This window comes from Alteromonas sp. KUL106 (assembly GCF_009811415.1).
Lineage (GTDB): Bacteria > Pseudomonadota > Gammaproteobacteria > Enterobacterales > Alteromonadaceae > Alteromonas.
Genome location: NZ_BLIG01000024.1, coordinates 233,592 through 253,334, shown reverse-complemented (window position 1 = coordinate 253,334; position 19,743 = coordinate 233,592). Strand labels below are relative to the sequence as shown.

Annotated in this window: 22 protein-coding genes; 3 read left to right on the top strand and 19 right to left on the bottom strand. The window is 44.6% G+C overall.

What is annotated here, in order from left to right:
• Window positions 1–40: 40 nt before the first annotated feature.
• From infA to trxB, 4 genes are all read right to left on the bottom strand, one after another.
• Entirely contained in the window at window positions 41–259 is a 219-nt protein-coding gene (gene infA / locus GVO63_RS09145; protein ID WP_008844395.1) for a translation initiation factor IF-1, read from the bottom strand.
• 75 nt (window positions 260–334) lie between these two features.
• Window positions 335–1,057, bottom strand: a complete 723-nt coding sequence (locus GVO63_RS09140; RefSeq protein WP_236552104.1) for an arginyltransferase — start codon at window positions 1,055–1,057, stop codon at window positions 335–337.
• The gene (gene aat / locus GVO63_RS09135; RefSeq protein WP_159579268.1) at window positions 1,054–1,800 is read right to left on the bottom strand and encodes a leucyl/phenylalanyl-tRNA--protein transferase; all 747 of its coding nucleotides are present in this window, start codon (window positions 1,798–1,800) and stop codon (window positions 1,054–1,056) included. The genes GVO63_RS09140 and aat overlap by 4 nt, the downstream gene beginning before the upstream one ends.
• A gap of 43 nt (window positions 1,801–1,843) precedes the next feature.
• Window positions 1,844–2,809, bottom strand: coding sequence for a thioredoxin-disulfide reductase (gene trxB, locus GVO63_RS09130; protein WP_159494775.1), 966 nt, complete (start codon window positions 2,807–2,809; stop codon window positions 1,844–1,846).
• A 718-nt stretch (window positions 2,810–3,527) separates the two neighbouring features.
• Here trxB and yfbV point away from each other — a divergent pair.
• Window positions 3,528–3,977 (top strand): terminus macrodomain insulation protein YfbV, encoded by a 450-nt coding sequence (gene yfbV / locus GVO63_RS09125; RefSeq protein ID WP_159579266.1) that lies wholly within the window; start codon window positions 3,528–3,530, stop codon window positions 3,975–3,977.
• A 36-nt stretch (window positions 3,978–4,013) separates the two neighbouring features.
• Here yfbV and GVO63_RS09120 read toward each other — a convergent pair whose 3' ends face one another.
• The 3 genes from GVO63_RS09120 to GVO63_RS09110 form a co-directional block, all read right to left on the bottom strand.
• Complete coding sequence (locus GVO63_RS09120; protein WP_268891641.1) at window positions 4,014–4,526, bottom strand: SprT family zinc-dependent metalloprotease; 513 nt, start codon at window positions 4,524–4,526, stop codon at window positions 4,014–4,016.
• A gap of 38 nt (window positions 4,527–4,564) precedes the next feature.
• Window positions 4,565–6,430 (bottom strand): signal peptide peptidase SppA, encoded by a 1,866-nt coding sequence (gene sppA / locus GVO63_RS09115; protein ID WP_159494777.1) that lies wholly within the window; start codon window positions 6,428–6,430, stop codon window positions 4,565–4,567.
• A gap of 167 nt (window positions 6,431–6,597) precedes the next feature.
• Entirely contained in the window at window positions 6,598–6,816 is a 219-nt protein-coding gene (locus GVO63_RS09110; protein WP_159579264.1) for a hypothetical protein, read from the bottom strand.
• A 44-nt stretch (window positions 6,817–6,860) separates the two neighbouring features.
• Here GVO63_RS09110 and GVO63_RS09105 point away from each other — a divergent pair, with 44 nt between their 5' ends.
• A complete protein-coding gene (locus tag GVO63_RS09105) occupies window positions 6,861–7,472 on the top strand; it encodes a DoxX family protein (protein WP_159579262.1) in 612 nt (203 codons plus the stop codon).
• 181 nt (window positions 7,473–7,653) lie between these two features.
• A complete protein-coding gene (locus GVO63_RS09100) occupies window positions 7,654–8,205 on the top strand; it encodes an NAD(P)H nitroreductase (RefSeq protein ID WP_159494780.1) in 552 nt (183 codons plus the stop codon).
• A 91-nt stretch (window positions 8,206–8,296) separates the two neighbouring features.
• Here the strand turns inward: GVO63_RS09100 and GVO63_RS09095 are convergent, their stop codons facing one another.
• The 12 genes from GVO63_RS09095 to nadD all read right to left on the bottom strand — a co-directional run bounded on the left by GVO63_RS09095 (window position 8,297) and on the right by nadD (window position 19,733).
• Window positions 8,297–9,136 (bottom strand): DUF2797 domain-containing protein, encoded by an 840-nt coding sequence (locus GVO63_RS09095; protein ID WP_159579260.1) that lies wholly within the window; start codon window positions 9,134–9,136, stop codon window positions 8,297–8,299.
• Window positions 9,137–9,213: 77 nt separating this feature from the next.
• A complete protein-coding gene (ansA, locus tag GVO63_RS09090) occupies window positions 9,214–10,221 on the bottom strand; it encodes an asparaginase (protein ID WP_159494782.1) in 1,008 nt (335 codons plus the stop codon).
• Window positions 10,222–10,542: 321 nt separating this feature from the next.
• Window positions 10,543–11,505, bottom strand: a complete 963-nt coding sequence (gene lipA, locus GVO63_RS09085; protein ID WP_159494783.1) for a lipoyl synthase — start codon at window positions 11,503–11,505, stop codon at window positions 10,543–10,545.
• Window positions 11,498–12,169 carry a lipoyl(octanoyl) transferase LipB gene (gene lipB, locus GVO63_RS09080; RefSeq protein WP_159494784.1) on the bottom strand — a complete coding sequence of 224 codons (672 nt, stop codon included), beginning with the start codon at window positions 12,167–12,169 and terminating at the stop codon, window positions 11,498–11,500. The genes lipA and lipB overlap by 8 nt, the downstream gene beginning before the upstream one ends.
• Window positions 12,170–12,433 (bottom strand): DUF493 family protein YbeD, encoded by a 264-nt coding sequence (gene ybeD, locus GVO63_RS09075; RefSeq protein WP_159494785.1) that lies wholly within the window; start codon window positions 12,431–12,433, stop codon window positions 12,170–12,172.
• A 101-nt stretch (window positions 12,434–12,534) separates the two neighbouring features.
• Complete coding sequence (locus tag GVO63_RS09070; protein ID WP_159494813.1) at window positions 12,535–13,662, bottom strand: D-alanyl-D-alanine carboxypeptidase family protein; 1,128 nt, start codon at window positions 13,660–13,662, stop codon at window positions 12,535–12,537.
• A 447-nt stretch (window positions 13,663–14,109) separates the two neighbouring features.
• Window positions 14,110–14,997, bottom strand: coding sequence for a septal ring lytic transglycosylase RlpA family protein (locus GVO63_RS09065; protein ID WP_236552103.1), 888 nt, complete (start codon window positions 14,995–14,997; stop codon window positions 14,110–14,112).
• Window positions 14,998–15,050: 53 nt separating this feature from the next.
• Entirely contained in the window at window positions 15,051–16,166 is a 1,116-nt protein-coding gene (gene rodA, locus GVO63_RS09060) for a rod shape-determining protein RodA (protein WP_159494787.1), read from the bottom strand.
• Entirely contained in the window at window positions 16,163–18,079 is a 1,917-nt protein-coding gene (gene mrdA / locus GVO63_RS09055) for a penicillin-binding protein 2 (RefSeq protein WP_159579256.1), read from the bottom strand. The genes rodA and mrdA overlap by 4 nt, the downstream gene beginning before the upstream one ends.
• Window positions 18,080–18,109: 30 nt before the next feature.
• Window positions 18,110–18,580, bottom strand: a complete 471-nt coding sequence (rlmH, locus tag GVO63_RS09050) for a 23S rRNA (pseudouridine(1915)-N(3))-methyltransferase RlmH (RefSeq protein ID WP_159494789.1) — start codon at window positions 18,578–18,580, stop codon at window positions 18,110–18,112.
• 116 nt (window positions 18,581–18,696) lie between these two features.
• Window positions 18,697–19,014 carry a ribosome silencing factor gene (gene rsfS / locus GVO63_RS09045; protein ID WP_014949353.1) on the bottom strand — a complete coding sequence of 106 codons (318 nt, stop codon included), beginning with the start codon at window positions 19,012–19,014 and terminating at the stop codon, window positions 18,697–18,699.
• Window positions 19,015–19,031: 17 nt separating this feature from the next.
• On the bottom strand, window positions 19,032–19,733 hold the full coding sequence (nadD, locus tag GVO63_RS09040; RefSeq protein WP_236552102.1) for a nicotinate (nicotinamide) nucleotide adenylyltransferase: 702 nt from the start codon (window positions 19,731–19,733) through the stop codon (window positions 19,032–19,034).
• Window positions 19,734–19,743: the final 10 nt, after the last annotated feature.

The following is a 19,743-nucleotide window of genomic DNA, read 5'->3' as shown; positions in this document are numbered from 1 at the left end:
TTAATCGGGCTTTTTTATGCGTTACCGCTTAAATGGCTCATTATCTTGCGCGATAAATGATACGACCTTTAGTCAAATCATATGGAGTCATCTCAACGGTGACCTTATCGCCAGTAAGAATACGGATATAGTTCTTACGCATTTTACCAGAGATGTGCGCAGTCACTACGTGACCGTTTTCCAGTTCAACGCGGAACATAGTGTTAGGTAGCGTGTCCAACACAGTACCTTCCATTTCAATACAATCTTCTTTTGCCATGTAAAGCAGTTACCTCAGTAATTCAAAATTTTTGCCGCGCAGACCTTACCCAATCTTGGGTTCAGTGTAAAGCAATTAAGTGGGTATTTTACTATTTTTACGCATTAGATGCCATTCATTGTCAATAAATTGCTCGAATGGCATGAATTTGTGCTTGTATGACATTTTGTTGCAGCCTTCTACGTAATAGCCTAAATAAAGATAACGATAGCCCAAATGCCTTGCCTGCATGATTTGCATTAGGATCATCCATGTACCTAAAGACGATGAAGCATAGTCAGGGTCGAAAAACGTATAAAGGGCCGATAGCGAACGCATCGAAACGTTTGCATCTACGACATCAGTAACCGCAACGGCAATGAGCTTTTCACCATCATAGGCTTCAAGATAGTGGGTTTTCATCCAGTCGGACTTAACAAAATTATCGAACTGTGTTTGTGAGGGTGGATACATGCTGCCGTCGGAATGACGCTCAGTAATATAGCGCTCATAAAGCGGGAAATAGGTTTCTTTTGTACTTTCTGAAAACAGAACGTGAAAACGTTGGTTTGCCTTGAGTAAGCGTTTTTGACTGCGTGATGGCTTAAAACTATTTACAGGAATTCGAACAGATTTACAGGCATTACAGGCAGGGCAATGTGGACGATATATCTGTTCGCCACTGCGCCGAAAGCCCGCTTGAATGAGTTGTGAGTAGCGCTGGCTATGAAGCTCACCATCCTCAGCGTACACAAGCAATTGCTCCTGTTCATCAGGCAAGTAACTGCATGAAAAAGACTGGGTTATACCAAACTTCACGGTGTAATCACTCTTGGCTTCCATCGGTTTAGGTAGTCTTCTAGAAGGCGACCTTCATCTGTTAAAGTTTGGTTGTTATTTTCCAATTTTTCAATAAATTGTGATCTTGAAAGTACTTTTGCGCCCAACGAAGAAAGGTGGTCAGTGGGAAGTTGGCAGTCAATAAATGCCATGTTTTGAGACTTCATGTGTTTAACCAAAGCCAACATTGCAAGTTTGGAGGTATTGCTCTCAAGGTGAAACATAGATTCACCGCAGTATACGTTGCCAATACCGACGCCATATAACCCACCGACGAGTTCATCCTGATTCCATACCTCCACGGAATGTGCCAATCCCAATCCATTGAGCTGTCGGTAGGCTGATATCATGTCGTCTGTTATCCACGTATCAACTGACACGTTACCAGAGTTTGGATTTTTTCGAGGTGTTTTCGAACATGCGTTGATAACCCGATCGAACGCATAATTGAGAGTAACGTTATACTTTTGCTTGCGAGCGAGTTTTCTAAGGCTTTTAGACGGAACAAAATCATCAAGCTCTATTATTGCTCTTGGGTCTGGAGACCACCACAAGAGGGGTTCGTCATCACTGAACCAAGGGAATATACCTTGAGAGTAGGCAGAGAATAAACGTGCTGGACTCAGGTCTCCACCAAAAGCGAGCAAGCCGTTTGGTTCATCAAGTGCAGTATTAACCGCAGGGAAGGGAGCGCCTTCCTCAATATAATGTAGCGCTATCATAATTAAAAAGCCCTACCAAAAAGTAGGGCTGATAGAACAACTATTAACCTTGTTCAGGCATGGTGCCATCTAAGTACTTCTCAGCGTCGAGGGCTGCCATACAGCCTGTACCCGCAGAGGTAATGGCTTGACGATAAATATGGTCGCTTACATCACCAGCGGCAAAAACACCTTCTACGCTGGTTTGTGTAGCATTGCCGTTAGTGCCGCTATTTACAACGATATAGCCATCTTTCATTTCAAGCTGTCCGTCGAAAATATCTGTATTCGGTTTGTGTCCAATGGCAATAAACAGACCCATTACATCGAGTTCTTCCGTTGCGTCGCCATCCGTATCTTTGATACGGATTTTAGTTACGCCCATTTCGTCACCAAGTACTTCATCTAACGTGCGGTTAAGATGTAATACAACGTTACCGTTCTCTGCTTTATCGCGAAGACGCTGCTCAAGGATTTTCTCACTTCTGAAGCTGTCTCTTCTGTGAATGACGTGAACTTCAGAGGCAATGTTTGACAGATATAGCGCTTCTTCAACGGCGGTATTGCCACCACCAACAACGGCAACTTTTTGGTTTCGATAGAAGAACCCATCACAGGTTGCACAAGCCGAAACACCCTTACCCATAAATGCTTGTTCAGATTCAAGGCCTAAATACTTAGCCGACGCACCTGTCGCAATAATTAATGCATCGCAGGTATACGTACCGCTGTCGCCATATAGGGTGAATGGACGCTTTGTGAGGTCGGTCTTATTGATATGGTCGAAAATAATTTCAGTATCAAATTTCTCTGCATGCTTCTGCATACGAACCATTAAATCAGGACCTGTTAATCCTTCGGGGTCACCCGGCCAGTTTTCTACTTCTGTCGTGGTAGTAAGCTGTCCGCCTTGTTGAATACCAGTCAGTAATACAGGTTTAAGATTTGCGCGCGCAGCGTAAACTGCCGCTGAATAACCTGCAGGTCCAGAACCTAAAATAAGTAGACGGACGTGTCTGCTTTCTGCCATTTTCCTCTCCAAATACTTCACCCATTTGGGTTACTTATACAATTTCTCTTACAAGGCTAGGTAGGGGCAAAAATTTGTAAATCAAGCACAACACCTAGTAACTTTCATCATAGTTGTCTGCCAGCGACATAATAACGATAAATGAGCCCTGATTCGCTTAACAACGCGATAAAGGTCCGGTGTTACATCTCTCTGGTTTAAAGCGCATATGATGCCCTTTAGAGAAGAAAATGTCACTTAAAGATAACCACCTCTTACCTCATTTGTGGCTTACTATTTCAGGATTCCACAAGTTTAAACGCTTGGTGCCAACGTGTTGACGAACAGACCATACTTTTAGTTAAATCTTGTTTACCTTTGCTTGAATCTCTCTCAATTTTTTTATTTCAATAAAAACCGTGCATTAAGTTTGTAAAAGACAACATATACGAACAGTGTTGTATTAAAAATGAGCTTGGTCCGTGAAATATTCGTAATAACCAGATGTTACAAACGGCTGACACGATAGCGCATACGCCATTTTACCTTTCGTTAGACCTGTCTGGTCGTTTTATCCAAATTGGTTATTACAATTTAACTAAGCGTGATTCATAATACTGGAGTAAACTTATGACGAGGCCGAGTGCTGATGCAAGGGCGCTTGGTACTAAAACATCGCCAGTTTATGCGTATGAAGCTAGCATGTCACAATGTTGAATGGTTTAAAGAGAGGTGGTCCATGTCTCAATCAGTAATGACAATGTTGAAAAACGGTCAGCAGTACATGAAGACATGGCCTGTGAGAAAGGAACTGTATGCGTTCTTCCCAGAGTGCCGTGTTGTTGCAGCGACGAAATTTGCGATAAAAACCATGCCTCCCGTGGCAATGGTGTCCTGTGCACTGTTGTTTCAAAACCTAGGTGCCGATTATTTACCTCAAACTATTGCGATAGGTGCATTTTTTCTGAGCTTACCAATGCAAGGTTTACTGTGGTTAGGGCATCGCTCTGACCAGTATTTACCACCGCAGTTGAAAAGCTGGTATCAAGAAATTCATACTAAAATGCGCTCTCAAGGCGTGAATGTCGCCAATGCTAAGTCGAAGCCAAAATATAAAGAGTTAGCGCAGCTTCTTAAAACGGCCTTTAACGATCTTGATAACGTATTTACAAAGCACTGGTTTAACTAGGCTGCTTGTTATACCGAAAGCTTTATAAGGGTGATTTCAGCGCTCAGCTTCAGCTTCTTTCGTCATTCTAAGAGGGGCGCTGCACTTCCTACATTTGTATTGAGCGCCTCTTAATATGTTGTTGTGTCTACGGGTACTTAATGCATAAGAATCACATTCGCATCGGTAGTGAAACGAGCGAGTCACCCCTTTAATATCAAATTGGTGCGTAGGGTCAGGTTTGCGTCCAAACACATGTATCATAATTGACTGCCACTCTTTCCCATGAGGTTGAACCTTTCCAAAAAGTATCCACGTTAGTAAATGGCTTACCTCATGTGGAACGACATCATCTAAAAATGCTCGTGTATTCTCTTTATATAAAATAGGGTGAAAGTTAAGGCGGTTTTGCTGCAAGAAAGCGGTCCCCGCATTTCTACCAGAACGTCGAAATGTAATGGTTGGGTAGGGGAAGGGACGGGAAAAGTACTCTTCTGCTTGCTGTAAGCAATGAAAAACAGCGTCGGTAATTACGCGACGCTGCTCCTGAGTTAAATCATGTGAAGCGATATGACACTCTCTGTTCGTTCTTTTACGTTTACCGTCAACTATTTAATGTCGCAGGGTAAACACAGCACATAGGTGCCTTTGGGGTCGTTGAGTTTACTGACCAAACTAAACTCATTAAGCACACGCTTAAACTCATTAACAAGTGCAGAGTCGGCATGGGCGAACTGCCACTTACCAACAACAGTCATTGCTTGTCCGAAAAACTCTTTCCAGAAAATTTCTTGAGCACTTAAGGTGCGTTTGACGTAAAAGGTATCATAATTTTCGAGCTCAGCCATTTCAGCTGCCGCAGCGATGGCGTCATCAATAGTACCAAGCTGGTCAACGAGACCTAATTCAATCGCATCTTCTCCAATCCACACTCTACCTTGCGCGACACGGTCAACCTCGTCAACTGACATACCGCGGGCCTGTGAAACTAATGACAGAAAGTTGCCATAGGTGTTTTCTACATTGCGCTGAAGAATTTGACCGAACTCAGGGGCTAACGGACGAACAGCGGAGAAACCAGCAAGTTCAGTGGAGCCAACACCATCACTGTGAATACCTAGATAATCTAACGAGTTTTCGTAGGTCATAAACATTCCAAACACACCAATGGAACCAGTAATAGTGCTAGGGCTGGCAATGATCTTGTCAGTGCTTGCCGCTATCCAGTAACCCCCAGAGGCTGCGTAGGTGCTCATTGAGGCGATAACTGGCTTTCCGGCTTGTTGAAGTTGCAATACTTCCTGACGTATTACCTCAGACGCAAACGCACTTCCCCCAGGAGAGTCAATTTGAAGTACCACTGCTTTAACGTTGTCATCTAAGCGGGCTTTTCTGAGAAGGCGAGCTGTACTATCTCCTCCAATAGTCCCTGCTTTTTGATTACCGTCTAAAATAGTGCCCTTAGCAACGACGATAGCCACTTTATCCATGTCAGACTCAATCGTTGGCATAGGAGGGTTAATCACTTTCAAATAGCTGTTGAAGGACGTCAGATTCACGCCAAGTTCGTTGTCGTCCTCACCGACCAAGTCAATAAGTTCACGTCGCACTTCTTCACGCGTTTTCAGTGCGTCTACCCACTGGTTCTGAAGCGCATATTGAGCGAAATCACCACCCGCAGCTTCAAATTTTGACAGCAAACCCTCGAGCGTTTCATCGAAATTGGTTTCATCAATGCCACGCGCGGCAGCCACATCCGCTTTGTATTGCGCCCAATATCCATCAAGCCACTGTTTCTCAGCTTCCTTTGCTTCTTCTGACATATCGTTGCGCATAATAGGCTCAACAGCAGACTTGTAGGTCCCTACGCGGAAAATGTGCGTAGTGACTTTAAGTTTCTCCAGCATATCTTTGAAGTACATGCCATAGCGACCGTAGCCCTCAAACATCAAACCACCCATTGGGTTGAGATAGATGTTATCGGCATGAGCGGCGAGGTAGTACTGGTCTTGTGAAAAGTAATCACCGATGGCATAGACAGGCTTTTCAGATTCTTTGAATGCATCAATCGCATTGGCAACAGTGCGAAGCTTATCTAAGCCTCCACCTGTTAAACCCTGTAGGTCGAGCACAAGCGCTTTTATGCGACGATCTTTTTGCGCGTTCTCTAGCACCTTAACCACATCGCGAACAAGTACTTCAGGATTTTCTGGCTCACTGCCTAGCGATTCTTGTAAGAACTGCTCAAACGGGTCGATGCTTTCTTTCTCGATAACAAGTTTACCGTTTAAGGTAAGGAATAATGCGCTGTCTTTGTTGACAGTGAGCTTTTCGTCTTCCTGACCCGATATAGCGATAATCAGTCCGACGAATATAACGATGAAAATCAGATTAAAGAAAAGTTTGCGGGTAAAGTTAAGCACCGTCCACAAGCCAATAAACAAGGATTTAGTCCAATTTCCTTTGGCTGCCATGTTGTCACTACCTTTTTTAATTAACTAATCAGAGCAAGACGATATAGGCTTAGCTCGCTCAATTTACTGCATTCTATTATGTTACCTAAAACCCATAAGATCGCTAACTTAATTGTAATTTTTTGTGAGCGAGCATTTTTATTGTTTGGATTAGCGGTTTTAGCACTTCATTTCCTCATGTCATTTTTACAAAAGCGCGCTTGCGTGCTAGGCCTGTCATCGTCGAGCCATTTAGCAATGAGGCGGGCTATTTGCTTGTGATCGTCATCGCTCATACACATCAGAAACTTACCCTTTCTCGCCTTGTAGCCTGTTTTACTCTGCCCTTTTTGCATGATTCTAGAAAATGGAGACGAGGTATTTTTATGCGATGAAATTTTTTTCATGAAGTCTCGTTCTCTTATTAAAATGACAATACATAGAGAATACCATGATTAATCTTTATCAGCAGTTCGTAGCACGACTGCATTTATTTGATGGCTTGCCGCTACTTTTACTGCGTTTATATTTAGCTCCAATCATAATTCAAGCCGGTTGGAACAAAGCTTCAAGCTTCGAGAGTACGGTTGATTGGTTTGGAAATGAAGACTATGGATTGGGCTTACCCTTGCCCTTTCTCATGGCATTGTTGGCTACAGGAGCCGAACTGATAGGTGGAGTATTTATACTGTTTGGCGCGATGACTCGCTTGGCCAGTATTCCTTTAATGATAACCATGCTCGTCGCAATGGTAAGTGTTCATGCAAAGCACGGTTGGTTAGCCATTGCTGATGCATCATCATGGTTGGCCGATGGCGCAATTTTTTACAATCAAAGCATTATGGAGGCGCCACAGAAACTGGCGGCGGCAAAATCTTTATTGCAGGAGCATGGTCATTACGACTGGCTTACTTCTAGTGGGAACCTAGTCGTTTTAAACAACGGAATGGAGTTTGCCGCAACCTATTTTATTATGTTTTTGGTCCTGTTTATTTATGGCGGCGGGCGCTTTCTCAGCGTCGATTACTTTATGAGTCAATGGCTCTTATCTAAAAAGGGTTAGCACGCACCATTTTCTTTGAGTTAGCCATATTCAAAGACCGGAATATTCTGGTCTTTTTTGTTTGCGGACCGTAAGATCTTCGAGTTACTCTGAGCGAGTTTCAAACATGACGTTGGTTTATAGCAACACGCGCATTGTGTTTGTAAGTTACCGAGTCATTCTAAATAAAGTAGGGACGGATATGGACGCATTAACATTATTATTGAATCGAAGCTCTCAGCCACGTTTAGAATCTCCTGCACCCAGCGGTGATGCGCTTGAAAATATTATGCAGGCTGCGCTGCGAGCGCCTGATCATGCGTGTTTAACCCCATGGCGATTTATTGTGTGCACTGGAAAGGGGTTGGATAAACTCGGTGCATTATATGAACAGTCTGCCATAGAAAACGACAAAACGCAGAAAGAAATTGAGAGGGCAGTGCAGCTTCCTCATCGTGCTCCAATGGTTATTGTTGCTATTGCAAAACATATTGAGCATGAAAAGGTTCCAAGGGTTGAACAAATAGCTTCAGCGAGCTGCGGCGTCATGGCAATGCAAATGGCGGCAGTGGCACAGGGATTTAACGGTATGTGGCGCACAGGTAGCTACGCTCAATGTGATACGGTAAGAAATGGACTGGGTTTGAGTGAAGAAGATGAGTTAGTCGGGTTCTTGTATCTTGGAACGCCCGCCTTTGAGCCAGCACCAAAGCCACAGCGAAATTCAAGCGATTACTTCGAGTTCTGGCAGTAGCTTATTCATCAAGCTGCCAGTACTCATCGAATAGGCCTGCTAGCGTTCGTTTAGCGAAAAACTGGCAGGCTTTTTCAGGCAGTGTAAGGTGCTAAAATGCGATTTGCACATTGTACCCAGCGAACTTTCGAATATTGATGACGCGATCTTCGTCTAACATCCAATATTGCCCTTTAACGCCTTGTAACGTGCCTGAGAACGCGGGCTCTTTATCCAAATTAAGAGACTTGATTTTCACTGGATACGCTTCTACGGGGTAATGTATGTCGTGAATAGCACCGTCGACTTCTGATACGGCCTGAAGCCCTTTTTCTTGCTTTAGTGCTTCTAATTCGCCCTCGATTTTTTTCATAAGTTCAGTTTTGACCTGCGTCAAATCAACGTCATCAGGTTTACCTTTTAGCATGGTGCGCCAATTTGTTTTGTCGGCAATATGGTCTTTGCATAAGGTTTCGACTAGTCCACTTGTGAGCCTGTCAGGTACGCGCAGCATAACGGTGGCTTGAGTAGCGCCTTGATCCATCCATCGACTAGATATGCCTTGTGTGACCTGACGTGTAATCCCCACTTTTACCGTGCCTGTGTTTGCTAAATAAACAAAGTGATCACTAAAGCAGTGTGCTTCTCCCCACTCGGGCTCTCTGCACGTTCCCTCGTGATAGTGGCACTTCTCAGGTTTTATAATACAGCTGTCGCACTGGGCAAGTGAGATAAGGCAGGGGTAGCAATAACCTTGGTTAAAACTCTTTTTGGTCTTACGGTTACAATGTACGCAGTGAATGTCGCCAGAGTATGTCAAGGTGACTTCTTTGCCAATGAGCCCGTTGATGTCTAATAATTCATCACCAATTGGGAGTGTGTAGCAAACGGTATTATTGTCATCGGCAGAGGTGCGCATTTTTCTGAGCACCCCGGTATATGTTGTTGTCACGGTTATAACCTTTCCTTTATTTACGTTCTTTAAACCAAAACGTTTCAGACTTGCTCGAACTGGGGAACAATCAGGTACTACTCACTCAATTCGCCGCGTAAGTTCTGGGTAAGCAATCGACACATCTCTTCAAACGAGAGGCCCTTGCTCAAGAGATAATGAAGTTTGGCAAGCGCGGCTTCTGGTGTCATATCGCTTCCAGAGAGTACGCCCACCTCTTGAAGGCCATGCCCGGTAGCGTAACCGCCCATGTTTACCCGGCCTCGCATACACTGAGTACAGTTCAATACAGGGATCTCGCGAGACTTAGCATATTTAAGCTGTGCAATAAGTTCAGGGTTCTGCGGAGCATTGCCCACACCGTAGCTCAGAAGGATAAGTGCATTCACAGGCTGTTGAAGGGTATTTTTTATTACTTCAGGTGCTATACCAGGATATAAGCTTACCATACCGATGGGCTGGGCTTTTACACTTGATACCGTTAAGGCGTTGTTTGGAGCGCTGGCCATGGTGCCGGCTTTAAGGCGAATGTTAATTCCTGCTTCCAATAGTGGAGGGAAGTTAGGTGAATCAAACGCGCTAAAGCCATCTGCATCAACTTTTCGACTTCGGTTTCCGCGCAGAAGCCTGTTATTGAAGAATAGGCCAACTTCAGCGATGGGAAAATTGGCTGCCACATATAGCGCGTTAAGAAGGTTAACTTGACCGTCTGAACGAAGTTCCGCAAGTGGAATTTGAGAGCCAGTAACAATAACCGGCTTTGACAAATCTTCAAGCATGAAACTTAATGCCGATGCTGTGTAGGCCATTGTGTCAGTGCCGTGCAGAATGATGAATCCGTCATACTTATCGTAATTAGTGGCTATATCATCAGCAATGCGCTGCCAATCTGATGGGTCCATGTCTGATGAATCTATAAGATTGTCGTATTCGTGTAATGTAAAAAGAGGCATTTCAGGTCGATGGAACTCTGGCATCTTTTTCAATGTATCTGACAAGAAGCCGGCTGCTGGCACATAGCCTTGTTTAGATGGCTTCATACCAATTGTTCCACCCGTATAGGCAATGTAGATATGTTTGCGCATGGTGTGACCTTTTCACGTATTTGAAAATGCTTTCAAAACAGATAGCGAATGTGTGGGGCATTCTATCAATACCCAGCGTTTTGTCACCCCGAAATACTGTTGTACCAGTCCGCATCGTTAATTGCTCACTCAGCGAGCGTTAAAATGTTCGTAATCGCGGGGAGTAGCGCACGTAAAGTGACAATTGATACCGTTTGTTTTTGTAGAGGGCTAGGGGAGCTAGAAATAAAGAAGCGGTGATGATCACCGCTTTTAAATATGAGTAAGTTTAGTCAAGCGATAGCGCCATTGAGGCGGCCTCTGGCTTAATGGTACTGCTTACTATTTAACTTCCTTACCTGCCGCTTGCTGATCGGCATGATAACTTGAGCGCACCATAGGACCGCAGGCTGCATGTTTAAAGCCGATTTCTTTTGCATAATCGCCTAACGCATCAAATTCTTTAGGGTGCACGTAACGTTTAACCGGATAATGATGGCGGCTTGGTTGTAAATATTGGCCAAGTGTGAGCATATCGACATCGTGAGCGCGAAGGTCATCCAATACGCCTTGGATCTCTTCATTTTCTTCGCCCATACCCATCATCAATCCCGATTTGGTCATTACGTCAGGGTGTTGTGCTTTGAATTTCTTAAGTAGATCCAGTGACCATTGATAATTAGCACCCGGACGGCATTCACGGTATAGGCGAGGGATGGTCTCGAGGTTGTGATTAAATACGTCTGGTACGCCGTTTTTGAAAATTTCTAGCGCCCGGTCCATACGTCCGCGGAAATCAGGGACGAGTACTTCAATGGTCGTACTTGGACTGTGTTCACGTATTGCATTGATACAGTCGACAAAATGTTGCGCGCCACCGTCACGTAAATCATCTCGGTCCACCGACGTGATAACAACATAGCGCAAGTTCATTTCTGCAATCGTTTTCGCTAGCTTTTCCGGCTCTTCAGCACTCGGCGGTAACGGCTTACCATGAGCTACGTCACAGAACGGGCAACGACGAGTACAGATGTCGCCCAAAATCATGAAAGTCGCGGTGCCGTGATTAAAGCACTCTGCAAGGTTAGGACAGCTTGCTTCCTCACACACTGAGTGAAGGTTGTTTTTGCGAAGCGTTTGCTTGATATGGTCAATTTTCTCGGTAGTTCGAGGAAGTTTGATTTTTATCCATTCAGGCTTGCGCAACATCTCTTCCTTTTCGGAAGGGATAATCGTGACAGGAATGTGTTTTACTTTTTCATCATCACGGAGTTTTACCCCCGCTTGAGGTCGTGCGTTACTCATCAAAACCTTCTTTGTATGTTGGTTCCGCAATAGAAAGTGCTTCTAGTAATAAATGCGTTAATTCATTACCTGCAGTTTCAAGCGTAGATGGACCATTAAGACGTGCGGTGTCTATCATTTCCATACCCGCATACCCACATGGGTTGATACGCTGAAACGGTGATAGATCCATATTAACATTTAATGCCAAGCCGTGAAACGAGCAGCCATTACGTATTCTTAAACCTAAAGAACAAACTTTTTTTTCATCAACGTAAACGCCAGGTGCATCGGGCTTTGGATACGCTTTTACACCATACTTTGCAAGTAGTCCGACCACCGCTTCTTCCATGGCAGTGACCAAATGCCGAACACCGAGCTTTCTTCGTTTAATATTCAGCAAAAGATAAATGACCTGCTGACCAGGCCCGTGATAGGTTACTTGACCTCCACGGTCAACTTGCACAACAGGAATATCACCAGGCATAAGTATGTGCTCAGCTTTACCCGCTTGACCTTGGGTGAAAACGGCATCATGTTCGACCAGCCAAATTTCGTCTTGCGTGGCTTGGTCCCGATCGTCTGTAAAGCGTTTCATCGCCTCAAATATAGGCTCATACGGCTGACGGCCTAGCTGACGAATGATTACACCCCGCGGCTCAGCTGAAGTCGACTGTTCATTCACTTAAAGTACAACCCTAACAAGCTCTAATTTAGCGAGTTCAGTATAAATGGTTTCCATATGTTCTTTGCTGGTGACGCGAACGCTGACTGAAACCGAGTGGTAAGTACCTTTACTACTTGGTTTTACATTAGGAGAGTAATCGCCAGGGGCGTGCTGCTGAAGGCAACTTACCACTTGTTGAGGGAGTTCTTCATGCGCAACCCCCATTACTTTAAACGTTTGATGTGTTGGAAAATCTAATAATTCGTCGAAACGGGTATCCATGCGATATCCTTGGTACTTAAAATATCATATAAAAAAACGGCCAGATTGTAACAAATCTGGCCGCTTCACAACTAGCTTTTTAATGTTTTCAGTATCAGAACTTACTCGTCATCAAATCCTAGCTGAAGCATTATGTAGTCTTTCATGCGGTTAAAGAAGCTGCCTTCTTTCACTTCTTGAAGGGTAACGAGTGGGTAACTTGCTACATCTTCTCCTTCCAACTGAAGGTAAAGTGTTCCAACAACCTGACCTTTCGCTAGCGGCGCTTCAAGCTTGTCATCCAGCTCGAAGTTGGCTTCTAGATTTGCTGCCTGACCACGTGGAATAGTAATGGGGGTAGATTGATTAATTCCAAGGTCTACAGTTTCTCTGTCACCCATGTAGATACGATGTGCAACAAAACTATGCCCAGCTTGATAAGGCGTCAATGTTTCATAGAAGCGGAAACCGTATTTAAGCAGCTTTTTGTTTTCAACTTTACGTGCGCGCTCGCTGTCGGTACCCATGACGACAGAGATTAGACGCATACCACCTTGTTCGGCTGATGTAATCAGGCTGTAACCTGCATCTGACGTGTGACCCGTTTTAATGCCGTCCACATTTAGGCTCTTATCCCACAGCAGGCTGTTGCGGTTATACTGTTTGATGCCGTTGTACGTAAATTCTTTTTCGCTGTAAATTTTGTACATCTCTGGCGTTTCTGAGATAAGGGCGCGAGATAAAACGGCCATGTCACGTGGAGTAGTGTAGTGGTCTGGATCGTGCAGTCCATGTGCATTTACCCAATGTGAACCCGTCATGCCAAGTGATGCACTATGTGCATTCATCATACTCGCAAATGCAGACTCTGAGCCCGCCACGTGCTCTGCCATAGCAACACAGGCGTCGTTACCCGATTGGACCACAATGCCTCGCAGTAAGTCGCTCACTGAGACCTGTGTGCCCACTTCGATAAACATTTTTGAAGAATCAGGGAATTTTTTTGCCCATGCATTTTCAGAAATGGTGACTTCGTCGTCTAAGCTGATGTTGCCCGCCTGAAGTTCTTTACCGATAACGTAGATAGTCATAATTTTGGTTAAGCTTGCTGGTGCAAGCTGCATGTCCGCATTTTTTGATGCGATGACATTGCCCGTTTCAAAGTCGGTAAGTAGAAAACCTTCTGCTGCAACTGATGGCGCAGGCGGTGTTACTACAGCAGCATTCGAAGTCTGTAGCAAAGTGCCCATTACCAAAAAAGCAAATGAAAGTATTGACGGTTTAGCGCGTTGAATTATTCTGAGCATGGTTCTAATTTCTTTGACCGTTTTATCCGTGTGAGTTAAAGCTTACCTTATTGTTGCGATGACCGCGAAACGATTACCGCAAAACAAGGTTACCCATTTCTAGCTTTTGTCCAGTTCGTAACCGAATCCGTATTACCAACCCTGATCTAATTTAGGTTGGATGGTGATCCTAACGAAAGGCTGCCTATAAGACTAGGTTTTATCAAAAAAGTTTACACCTTAGTAGGTGTTAGGCGAAGAAACCGTGATATTGCCTGCTCAATGACACAAAATTGCCACAATGTAGCTGATTTAGTGAGCAATCAGTACGTGGTTGGCAAAGACAGCTATTGGTATTAAACAGCCCTATGACAATCAAGCCCCGTGTTTTTTAGAAAAAATTCCGCATCCTCATAACACTTGTGTAATAGCGTAAGCGTTCGGATAACCGTTTTGTTTAAGCTGTTGCAATACCTCAGCAACAACCGCTTCGTCATGAATAGGGCCCAGCTGAAGCTTGTAGATGTTATCTGCAACAGGAAGGTGCGCGGGAATTTGATAAAGCGCCGATAAAACATTAGATATCGATTTTGCTTTCTCGGCATTTGATAACGCAGCGACCTGAATATAGATGCCGTTTTCAGGTGGAACGCCAGTAGGGCCGGTGTTTTGTGCTACCTCAGGGACCGGGGCAACATCAATACCGAGATATTCATCGTAGGATACCGTTGGGCCGTTGCCAACGGTGACGTTATTTTGTTCGTCAAAGTGAATGACTTCCAGTTTCACTTTTGCCGTGCCTTTGCTGTGGTAGCCCAGCTTAACCGCTGCTGCATAAGAGAGGTCGATAATTCTATTATCGTGAAATGGACCACGGTCGTTCACGCGCACGATCGCCTGCTTGTTGTTTTCCAGGTTGGTGACGCGAACATAGGAAGGCAAGGGCAGTGTTTTATGTGCAGCGCTCATGGCGAACATATTGTAGGTTTCGCCGTTTGATGTTAAGTGGCCATGAAACTTTTGGCCGTACCAGCTGGCATACCCCACTTCTTCATAGCCTTTACCACTGTCCATGGGGGTATAGTGCTTGCCCAATACTTTATAGGGCCTGCTGTTAAACATACGGTATGCTTCGTATTTTGGTACAGCATCTAATGTTTCCGGTTTTTTTGCCACATGCTTCGGCGCAGAGTCTTGATGCTGTGTATAACGGCTATTTTGCGTTGGCGCGGTCTGACACCCGCCCAAAATCAGCGCGAATAGCATGGCTGCACCATAATGGTAGTACTTTTGGTTCATTCTTCTCTGGTCAAGTATGACAAGTACTGAAATCAAATGATGCAGCATACCGTTTATCTGGACATTAATCGTTTTTGAGTGGCTATAGCCATTAGAATGCCAAATCCCGCCATCAAAGTCACCATCGATGTACCACCAAAACTGACTAAAGGTAGGGGAACACCGACCACAGGGAGTAAACCTGACACCATCCCCATGTTTACGAAGACGTAGACGAAGAAAGTGAGGGTTATGCTGCCACCAAGTAGTTTTGCATAAGCATCCTGTGCTCGACTTGAAATAATAAGGCCGCGTAAGATAATGAACAAATAGATAGCCATTAAACACATTACCCCGGTTAACCCGAATTCTTCACTAAACACGGAAAATATAAAATCAGTATGCCGTTCAGGCAAAAACTCTAGTTGCGACTGCGTTCCCTGAAGCCAGCCTTTTCCGTCTACACCACCAGAACCGATAGCAATTTTTGATTGGATAATATGATAGCCTGAACCAAGTGGATCGCTCTCGGGGTTTAGGAATGTTAATACGCGCTGCTTTTGATAATCCTTCATTAAAAAGAACCACATAACGGGCGCAAACGCGCCGATAAGAGCGCCGACAACAGAAATGAGCCGCCAGCTCATGCCGGCAAGAAAGATAGCAAAGACCCCTGAACTTGCAATAAGCAGAGAGGTTCCCAAATCTGGCTGCTTAGCGATGAGGATAGTAGGAACTACCACAAGCACAAACCCTAAAATGATATGTGTACTGCGAGGCGGTAGCGTAAACTTACTGATATACCAAGCTACCATCATGGGAACGGCCAGTTTCATTAATTCTGATGGCTGAAAGCGAATGAAACCGAGATCTAACCAGCGTTGTGCACCTTTACCCATGTCGCCAAACAGTAATACAGCGATAAGCATGAGGAGCCCGCCTGCGTAGGCGTAGGTTGAGAAAAAACGATAAATACCAAGTGGGAATTGGGCTAAGGCAAACATGACGATAAAGCTAAAGCCTAATCGAATAAACTGTCGCTCCATTTGTTCCATGTCTTGGCCAGATGCTGAGTAGAGCGTAAATAAACCCACGCTACTTAAAACGAGTAAGCCGACAAGTAGCCAACCGTCAATATGAATACGCTGTAGGATACCAATTTTATTAGGGTTTATTGTTGTTCTTTTCACTGCGCAGGCCCTACCGTTGCATCATTTTTAGCGGTTTCAGTGTTATGTGAGTCAAACACCCGATCGCGAAAATAGAAGTCCATTATCTGTCGAGCTACCGGAGCTGCATTTTTACTTCCGCCTCCTACGTTTTCTAACACCACGGTAACGGATATCTCAGGGTCTTCAAAGGGTGCAAATCCAACGTACATAGCGTTATCTCTAAGCCGTTCATCTATTTTGCTGGCATCGTATTTTTCATTTTGTCCTACAGTGAAAAGCTGTGCTGTTCCGGTTTTCCCTGCGGAATGATAGTGGGTATCAGCAAAAGCGTGTCTGGCACCGCCTTCCTCACCACTCACCACGTCTCGCATTGCGTTTAACACAACATCGAGATTGTCACGGTTTTTAATTTCTATTGGACGAAGAGACTTGAGTGGGATGAGGTCTACGGACGCATCAGTGTTCATATATCCGCGTATTATTTGAGGAATATAGCGCTCGCCCGCGTTTATTAGCGCGTTTACGGACGTGTTTAGCTGGATAGGCGTCGTGGTCCAGTAGCTTTGCCCTATGCCAACAGGGATGGTATCGCCAATATACCATGGTTGGTTGAAACGCGCGCGTTTCCAGCCTCTGCTTGGCATATTGGCATCTGACTCTTCGTACAGGTCAATACCTGTGAAATCGCCAAAACCAAACTCATACATGGCCTCGCTGATTTTATCGATACCAAGCTTGTATGCCAATTCGTAGTAATAGGTATCACAGGACACCTCTATTGCTTTTGATACATCAACCTTTCCGTGGCCCCAACGACGCCAGTCTCGCCACACATGTGATACGTTGGGCAGTTTGTAGCGCCCGGTATCATTAATGGTGTAATCCTTGGTAATAACGCCTTCTTCTAAACCGACCAAGCCTAAATGGGGCTTGATAGTTGATGCTGGAGGATATTGACCCTGTGTGGCTCGATTAATTAGCGGGCGGTCTGGAGAGTTTAATAGGGCAGAATAGTTTTTACTGCTTATACCGTGGACGAATAAATTTGGGTCGTAACTGGGGTTAGAGTACAGTGCGAGTACACCGCCGGTTTTAATGTCAGTGACCACAACTGCGCCGCGCATACCATCGATAATGCGCTGGGCTTCTAACTGAAGTTCTAAATCGAGGTTAAGCACGATGTCCTTTCCAGGTACCGGCGGCTCAACACTCAGCACGCGAATAATACGCCCTTGATTGTTAACCTCGACTTGTTGATAACCCACTTCACCGTGAAGCAATTCTTCGTGATACTTTTCAATCCCTAATTTGCCAATGTCATGGGTAGCTGCATAGTTATCTTCTTGGCCAGCCTCGACTAACTTTTGTAAATCCCGTTTATTAATTCGTGCCACATACCCAAGCGCATGAGTCAGGGTCTCTTTATGAGGATAGTGGCGCGCTAAACGGGCTTCAATTTGTACACCAGGAAACTTGTGTTTGCTTGCTGAAAATAACGCAACTTCCTCTTCGGTGAGCTGTGTGCGTAATGCCACGGGTTTGAATCGACGGGTTCCTTTTAGACTTGATTGGAAACGCTCTAATTCGTCAGATGTTATGCCCATTAGCGCAGTTAAATCGGCAAGCGTCTTATCAATGTCTTCGGCCTCTTCTGGGACTACTTCCAAGCTAAAAACCGGGCGGTTCTCTGCTAAAAGGATGCCATTGCGGTCGTAGATGAGGCCACGGTTAGGCGCTATAGGAAGAACTTTAATTCGATTACCGTTAGAGCGGGTTTGATAATCTTCAAACTGGGTAACTTGCAAAGAATAGAGGTTGTTGAGCACAATGCCCAACATAGCCACAACAATAATAAAAGCAATGGTCGCGCGACGGGCGAATAAGTTCGCTTCTGCAGAGTGATCGCGTATTGCCTGACGTTTACGTTGCATTGACTTCCTTTGCATTATTGTAGATTTATCTTACTCACGATGGTAAGGGTGGTTTTGCGTGACCGACCATGCACGGTAAAGACTTTCAGCGAGAATGATCCTAACCAGAGGATGGGGTAGTGTAAGGGCTGACAATGACCATTTTTGCTCTGACGCTGCAATACACTCTGGGGCCAAGCCCTCAGGCCCTCCAATGAGCAAACTGACGTCGCGTCCGTCCATTTTCCAATGGTCGAGTTGTTTAGCAAGAGTAGGTGTATCCCAAGGCTTGCCCGTTACTTCTAACGTAACAATGCGGTTTCCTTTAGGAATGATGGCCAGCATTTGCTCACCTTCTTTTTCCAAAATGCGTTTAATATCGGCATTCTTACCCCGTTTTCCCGCGGGAATTTCAGAGAAATATACTGGCATATCGCTAGGGAAGCGACGAATGAATTCTTCAACGCCAGTGTTGACCCAGCTTGGCATTTTCGTTCCAACCGCGACGATTTGTATACGCACCTTTTGACCCTTTCAGCAGGAATAACGTTTTCACTTATAAAATAAAGGCCATACACTTCTTAGGTATGGCCTTTATCGACCGTGATACGGTGTGTGAATAATTGGCTATTTGGCCATTACGACCACAGTTTCTCTAACTGGTAGAAATCACGGGTTTCATCCTGCATAACATGCAAAATAACATCGCCAAAATCAACGAGTACCCATTCGCCGGTTTCCTTACCTTCCACGCTTCCTGGTGCGTGACCCGCTTTTTTCGCTTCTACCATAACATTCTCAGCGATAGACGAAACGTGGCGCTTTGAGTTACCTGAACAAATGATCATGGTATCGGTAATACTTGATTTGCCGCGAACGTCTAGTTCGATAACATCACGGCCTTTCATGTCGTCAATTTTGTCTTTAACAAACTGTTTGAGCTGTTGACTCTCCAAGAGTTTTCCTCACTTACTTAACTTTTATATAACTGATGTTCGTTTATGTAATTTAGAACGCTTTCTTCTAACCATAGGTTAGATGAACTAACGCTTGAACTGTTTGGCGTACCTGCTTTAACAGCGCTTTTAGCATTGGCTAGTACGTCACGAATTTCAGTAGATGAAACACTATAAAGCGGTGTGTTGGTTAACACTACATGGCCTGCAGGTTTTACGTGAATAACATTTTTATCGTTAGTCACATGACAATCTAACCAAGCTTGTACTGCGGGAGGAGGCGAAAATTGCTCGTCGTCTCTGCGCATAACCACTAAGTGACAATAATCGAGCAGGTTCTCCCACTCGTACCATTTGTCTAGATTATACAGTGAATCTGCGCCAATGAAAAAACAGATTGTGTCATCGCTTTTTTCTTTGAGTGCACGCAGTGTTTTAACTGTATATGAGGGCGACGGAAGCGTCAGTTCAATGAGTTCTGGAATAAGTCTGTCATTGTTTTGCGCGCAAAGTTCAATCATTTTTACACGATGTGTTTCCGACACGCCGACAGATTTATGTGGAGCGAGTTTACAAGGCATCAAATGAACAAGGTTTATACCAATTTCATCTGCTGCCTTCAGTGCTGCACCTATGTGGCCCTTATGTGGGGGGTTAAATGTTCCGCCGAGTATCGCTTTTACAGAGGGTTTAATTTGCGTGGAAAACGTTTTTATCACTACCACTGCC

Coding starts and splice junctions, on each gene's coding strand:
- ansA (WP_159494782.1), bottom strand. CDS start 10,221: ATGCGCAAACATATCTACATTGCCTATACGGGTGGAACAATTGGTATG.
- sppA (WP_159494777.1), bottom strand. CDS start 6,430: ATGGCAGCCAAAGGAAATTGGACTAAATCCTTGTTTATTGGCTTGTGG.
- lipA (WP_159494783.1), bottom strand. CDS start 11,505: ATGAGTAACGCACGACCTCAAGCGGGGGTAAAACTCCGTGATGATGAA.
- mrdA (WP_159579256.1), bottom strand. CDS start 18,079: ATGCAACGTAAACGTCAGGCAATACGCGATCACTCTGCAGAAGCGAAC.
- GVO63_RS09070 (WP_159494813.1), bottom strand. CDS start 13,662: ATGGGCACTTTGCTACAGACTTCGAATGCTGCTGTAGTAACACCGCCT.
- trxB (WP_159494775.1), bottom strand. CDS start 2,809: ATGGCAGAAAGCAGACACGTCCGTCTACTTATTTTAGGTTCTGGACCT.
- GVO63_RS09100 (WP_159494780.1), top strand. CDS start 7,654: ATGGACGCATTAACATTATTATTGAATCGAAGCTCTCAGCCACGTTTA.
- aat (WP_159579268.1), bottom strand. CDS start 1,800: ATGATAGCGCTACATTATATTGAGGAAGGCGCTCCCTTCCCTGCGGTT.
- ybeD (WP_159494785.1), bottom strand. CDS start 12,433: ATGGATACCCGTTTCGACGAATTATTAGATTTTCCAACACATCAAACG.
- yfbV (WP_159579266.1), top strand. CDS start 3,528: ATGTCTCAATCAGTAATGACAATGTTGAAAAACGGTCAGCAGTACATG.
- GVO63_RS09065 (WP_236552103.1), bottom strand. CDS start 14,997: ATGAACCAAAAGTACTACCATTATGGTGCAGCCATGCTATTCGCGCTG.
- GVO63_RS09110 (WP_159579264.1), bottom strand. CDS start 6,816: ATGAAAAAAATTTCATCGCATAAAAATACCTCGTCTCCATTTTCTAGA.
- GVO63_RS09105 (WP_159579262.1), top strand. CDS start 6,861: ATGATTAATCTTTATCAGCAGTTCGTAGCACGACTGCATTTATTTGAT.
- infA (WP_008844395.1), bottom strand. CDS start 259: ATGGCAAAAGAAGATTGTATTGAAATGGAAGGTACTGTGTTGGACACG.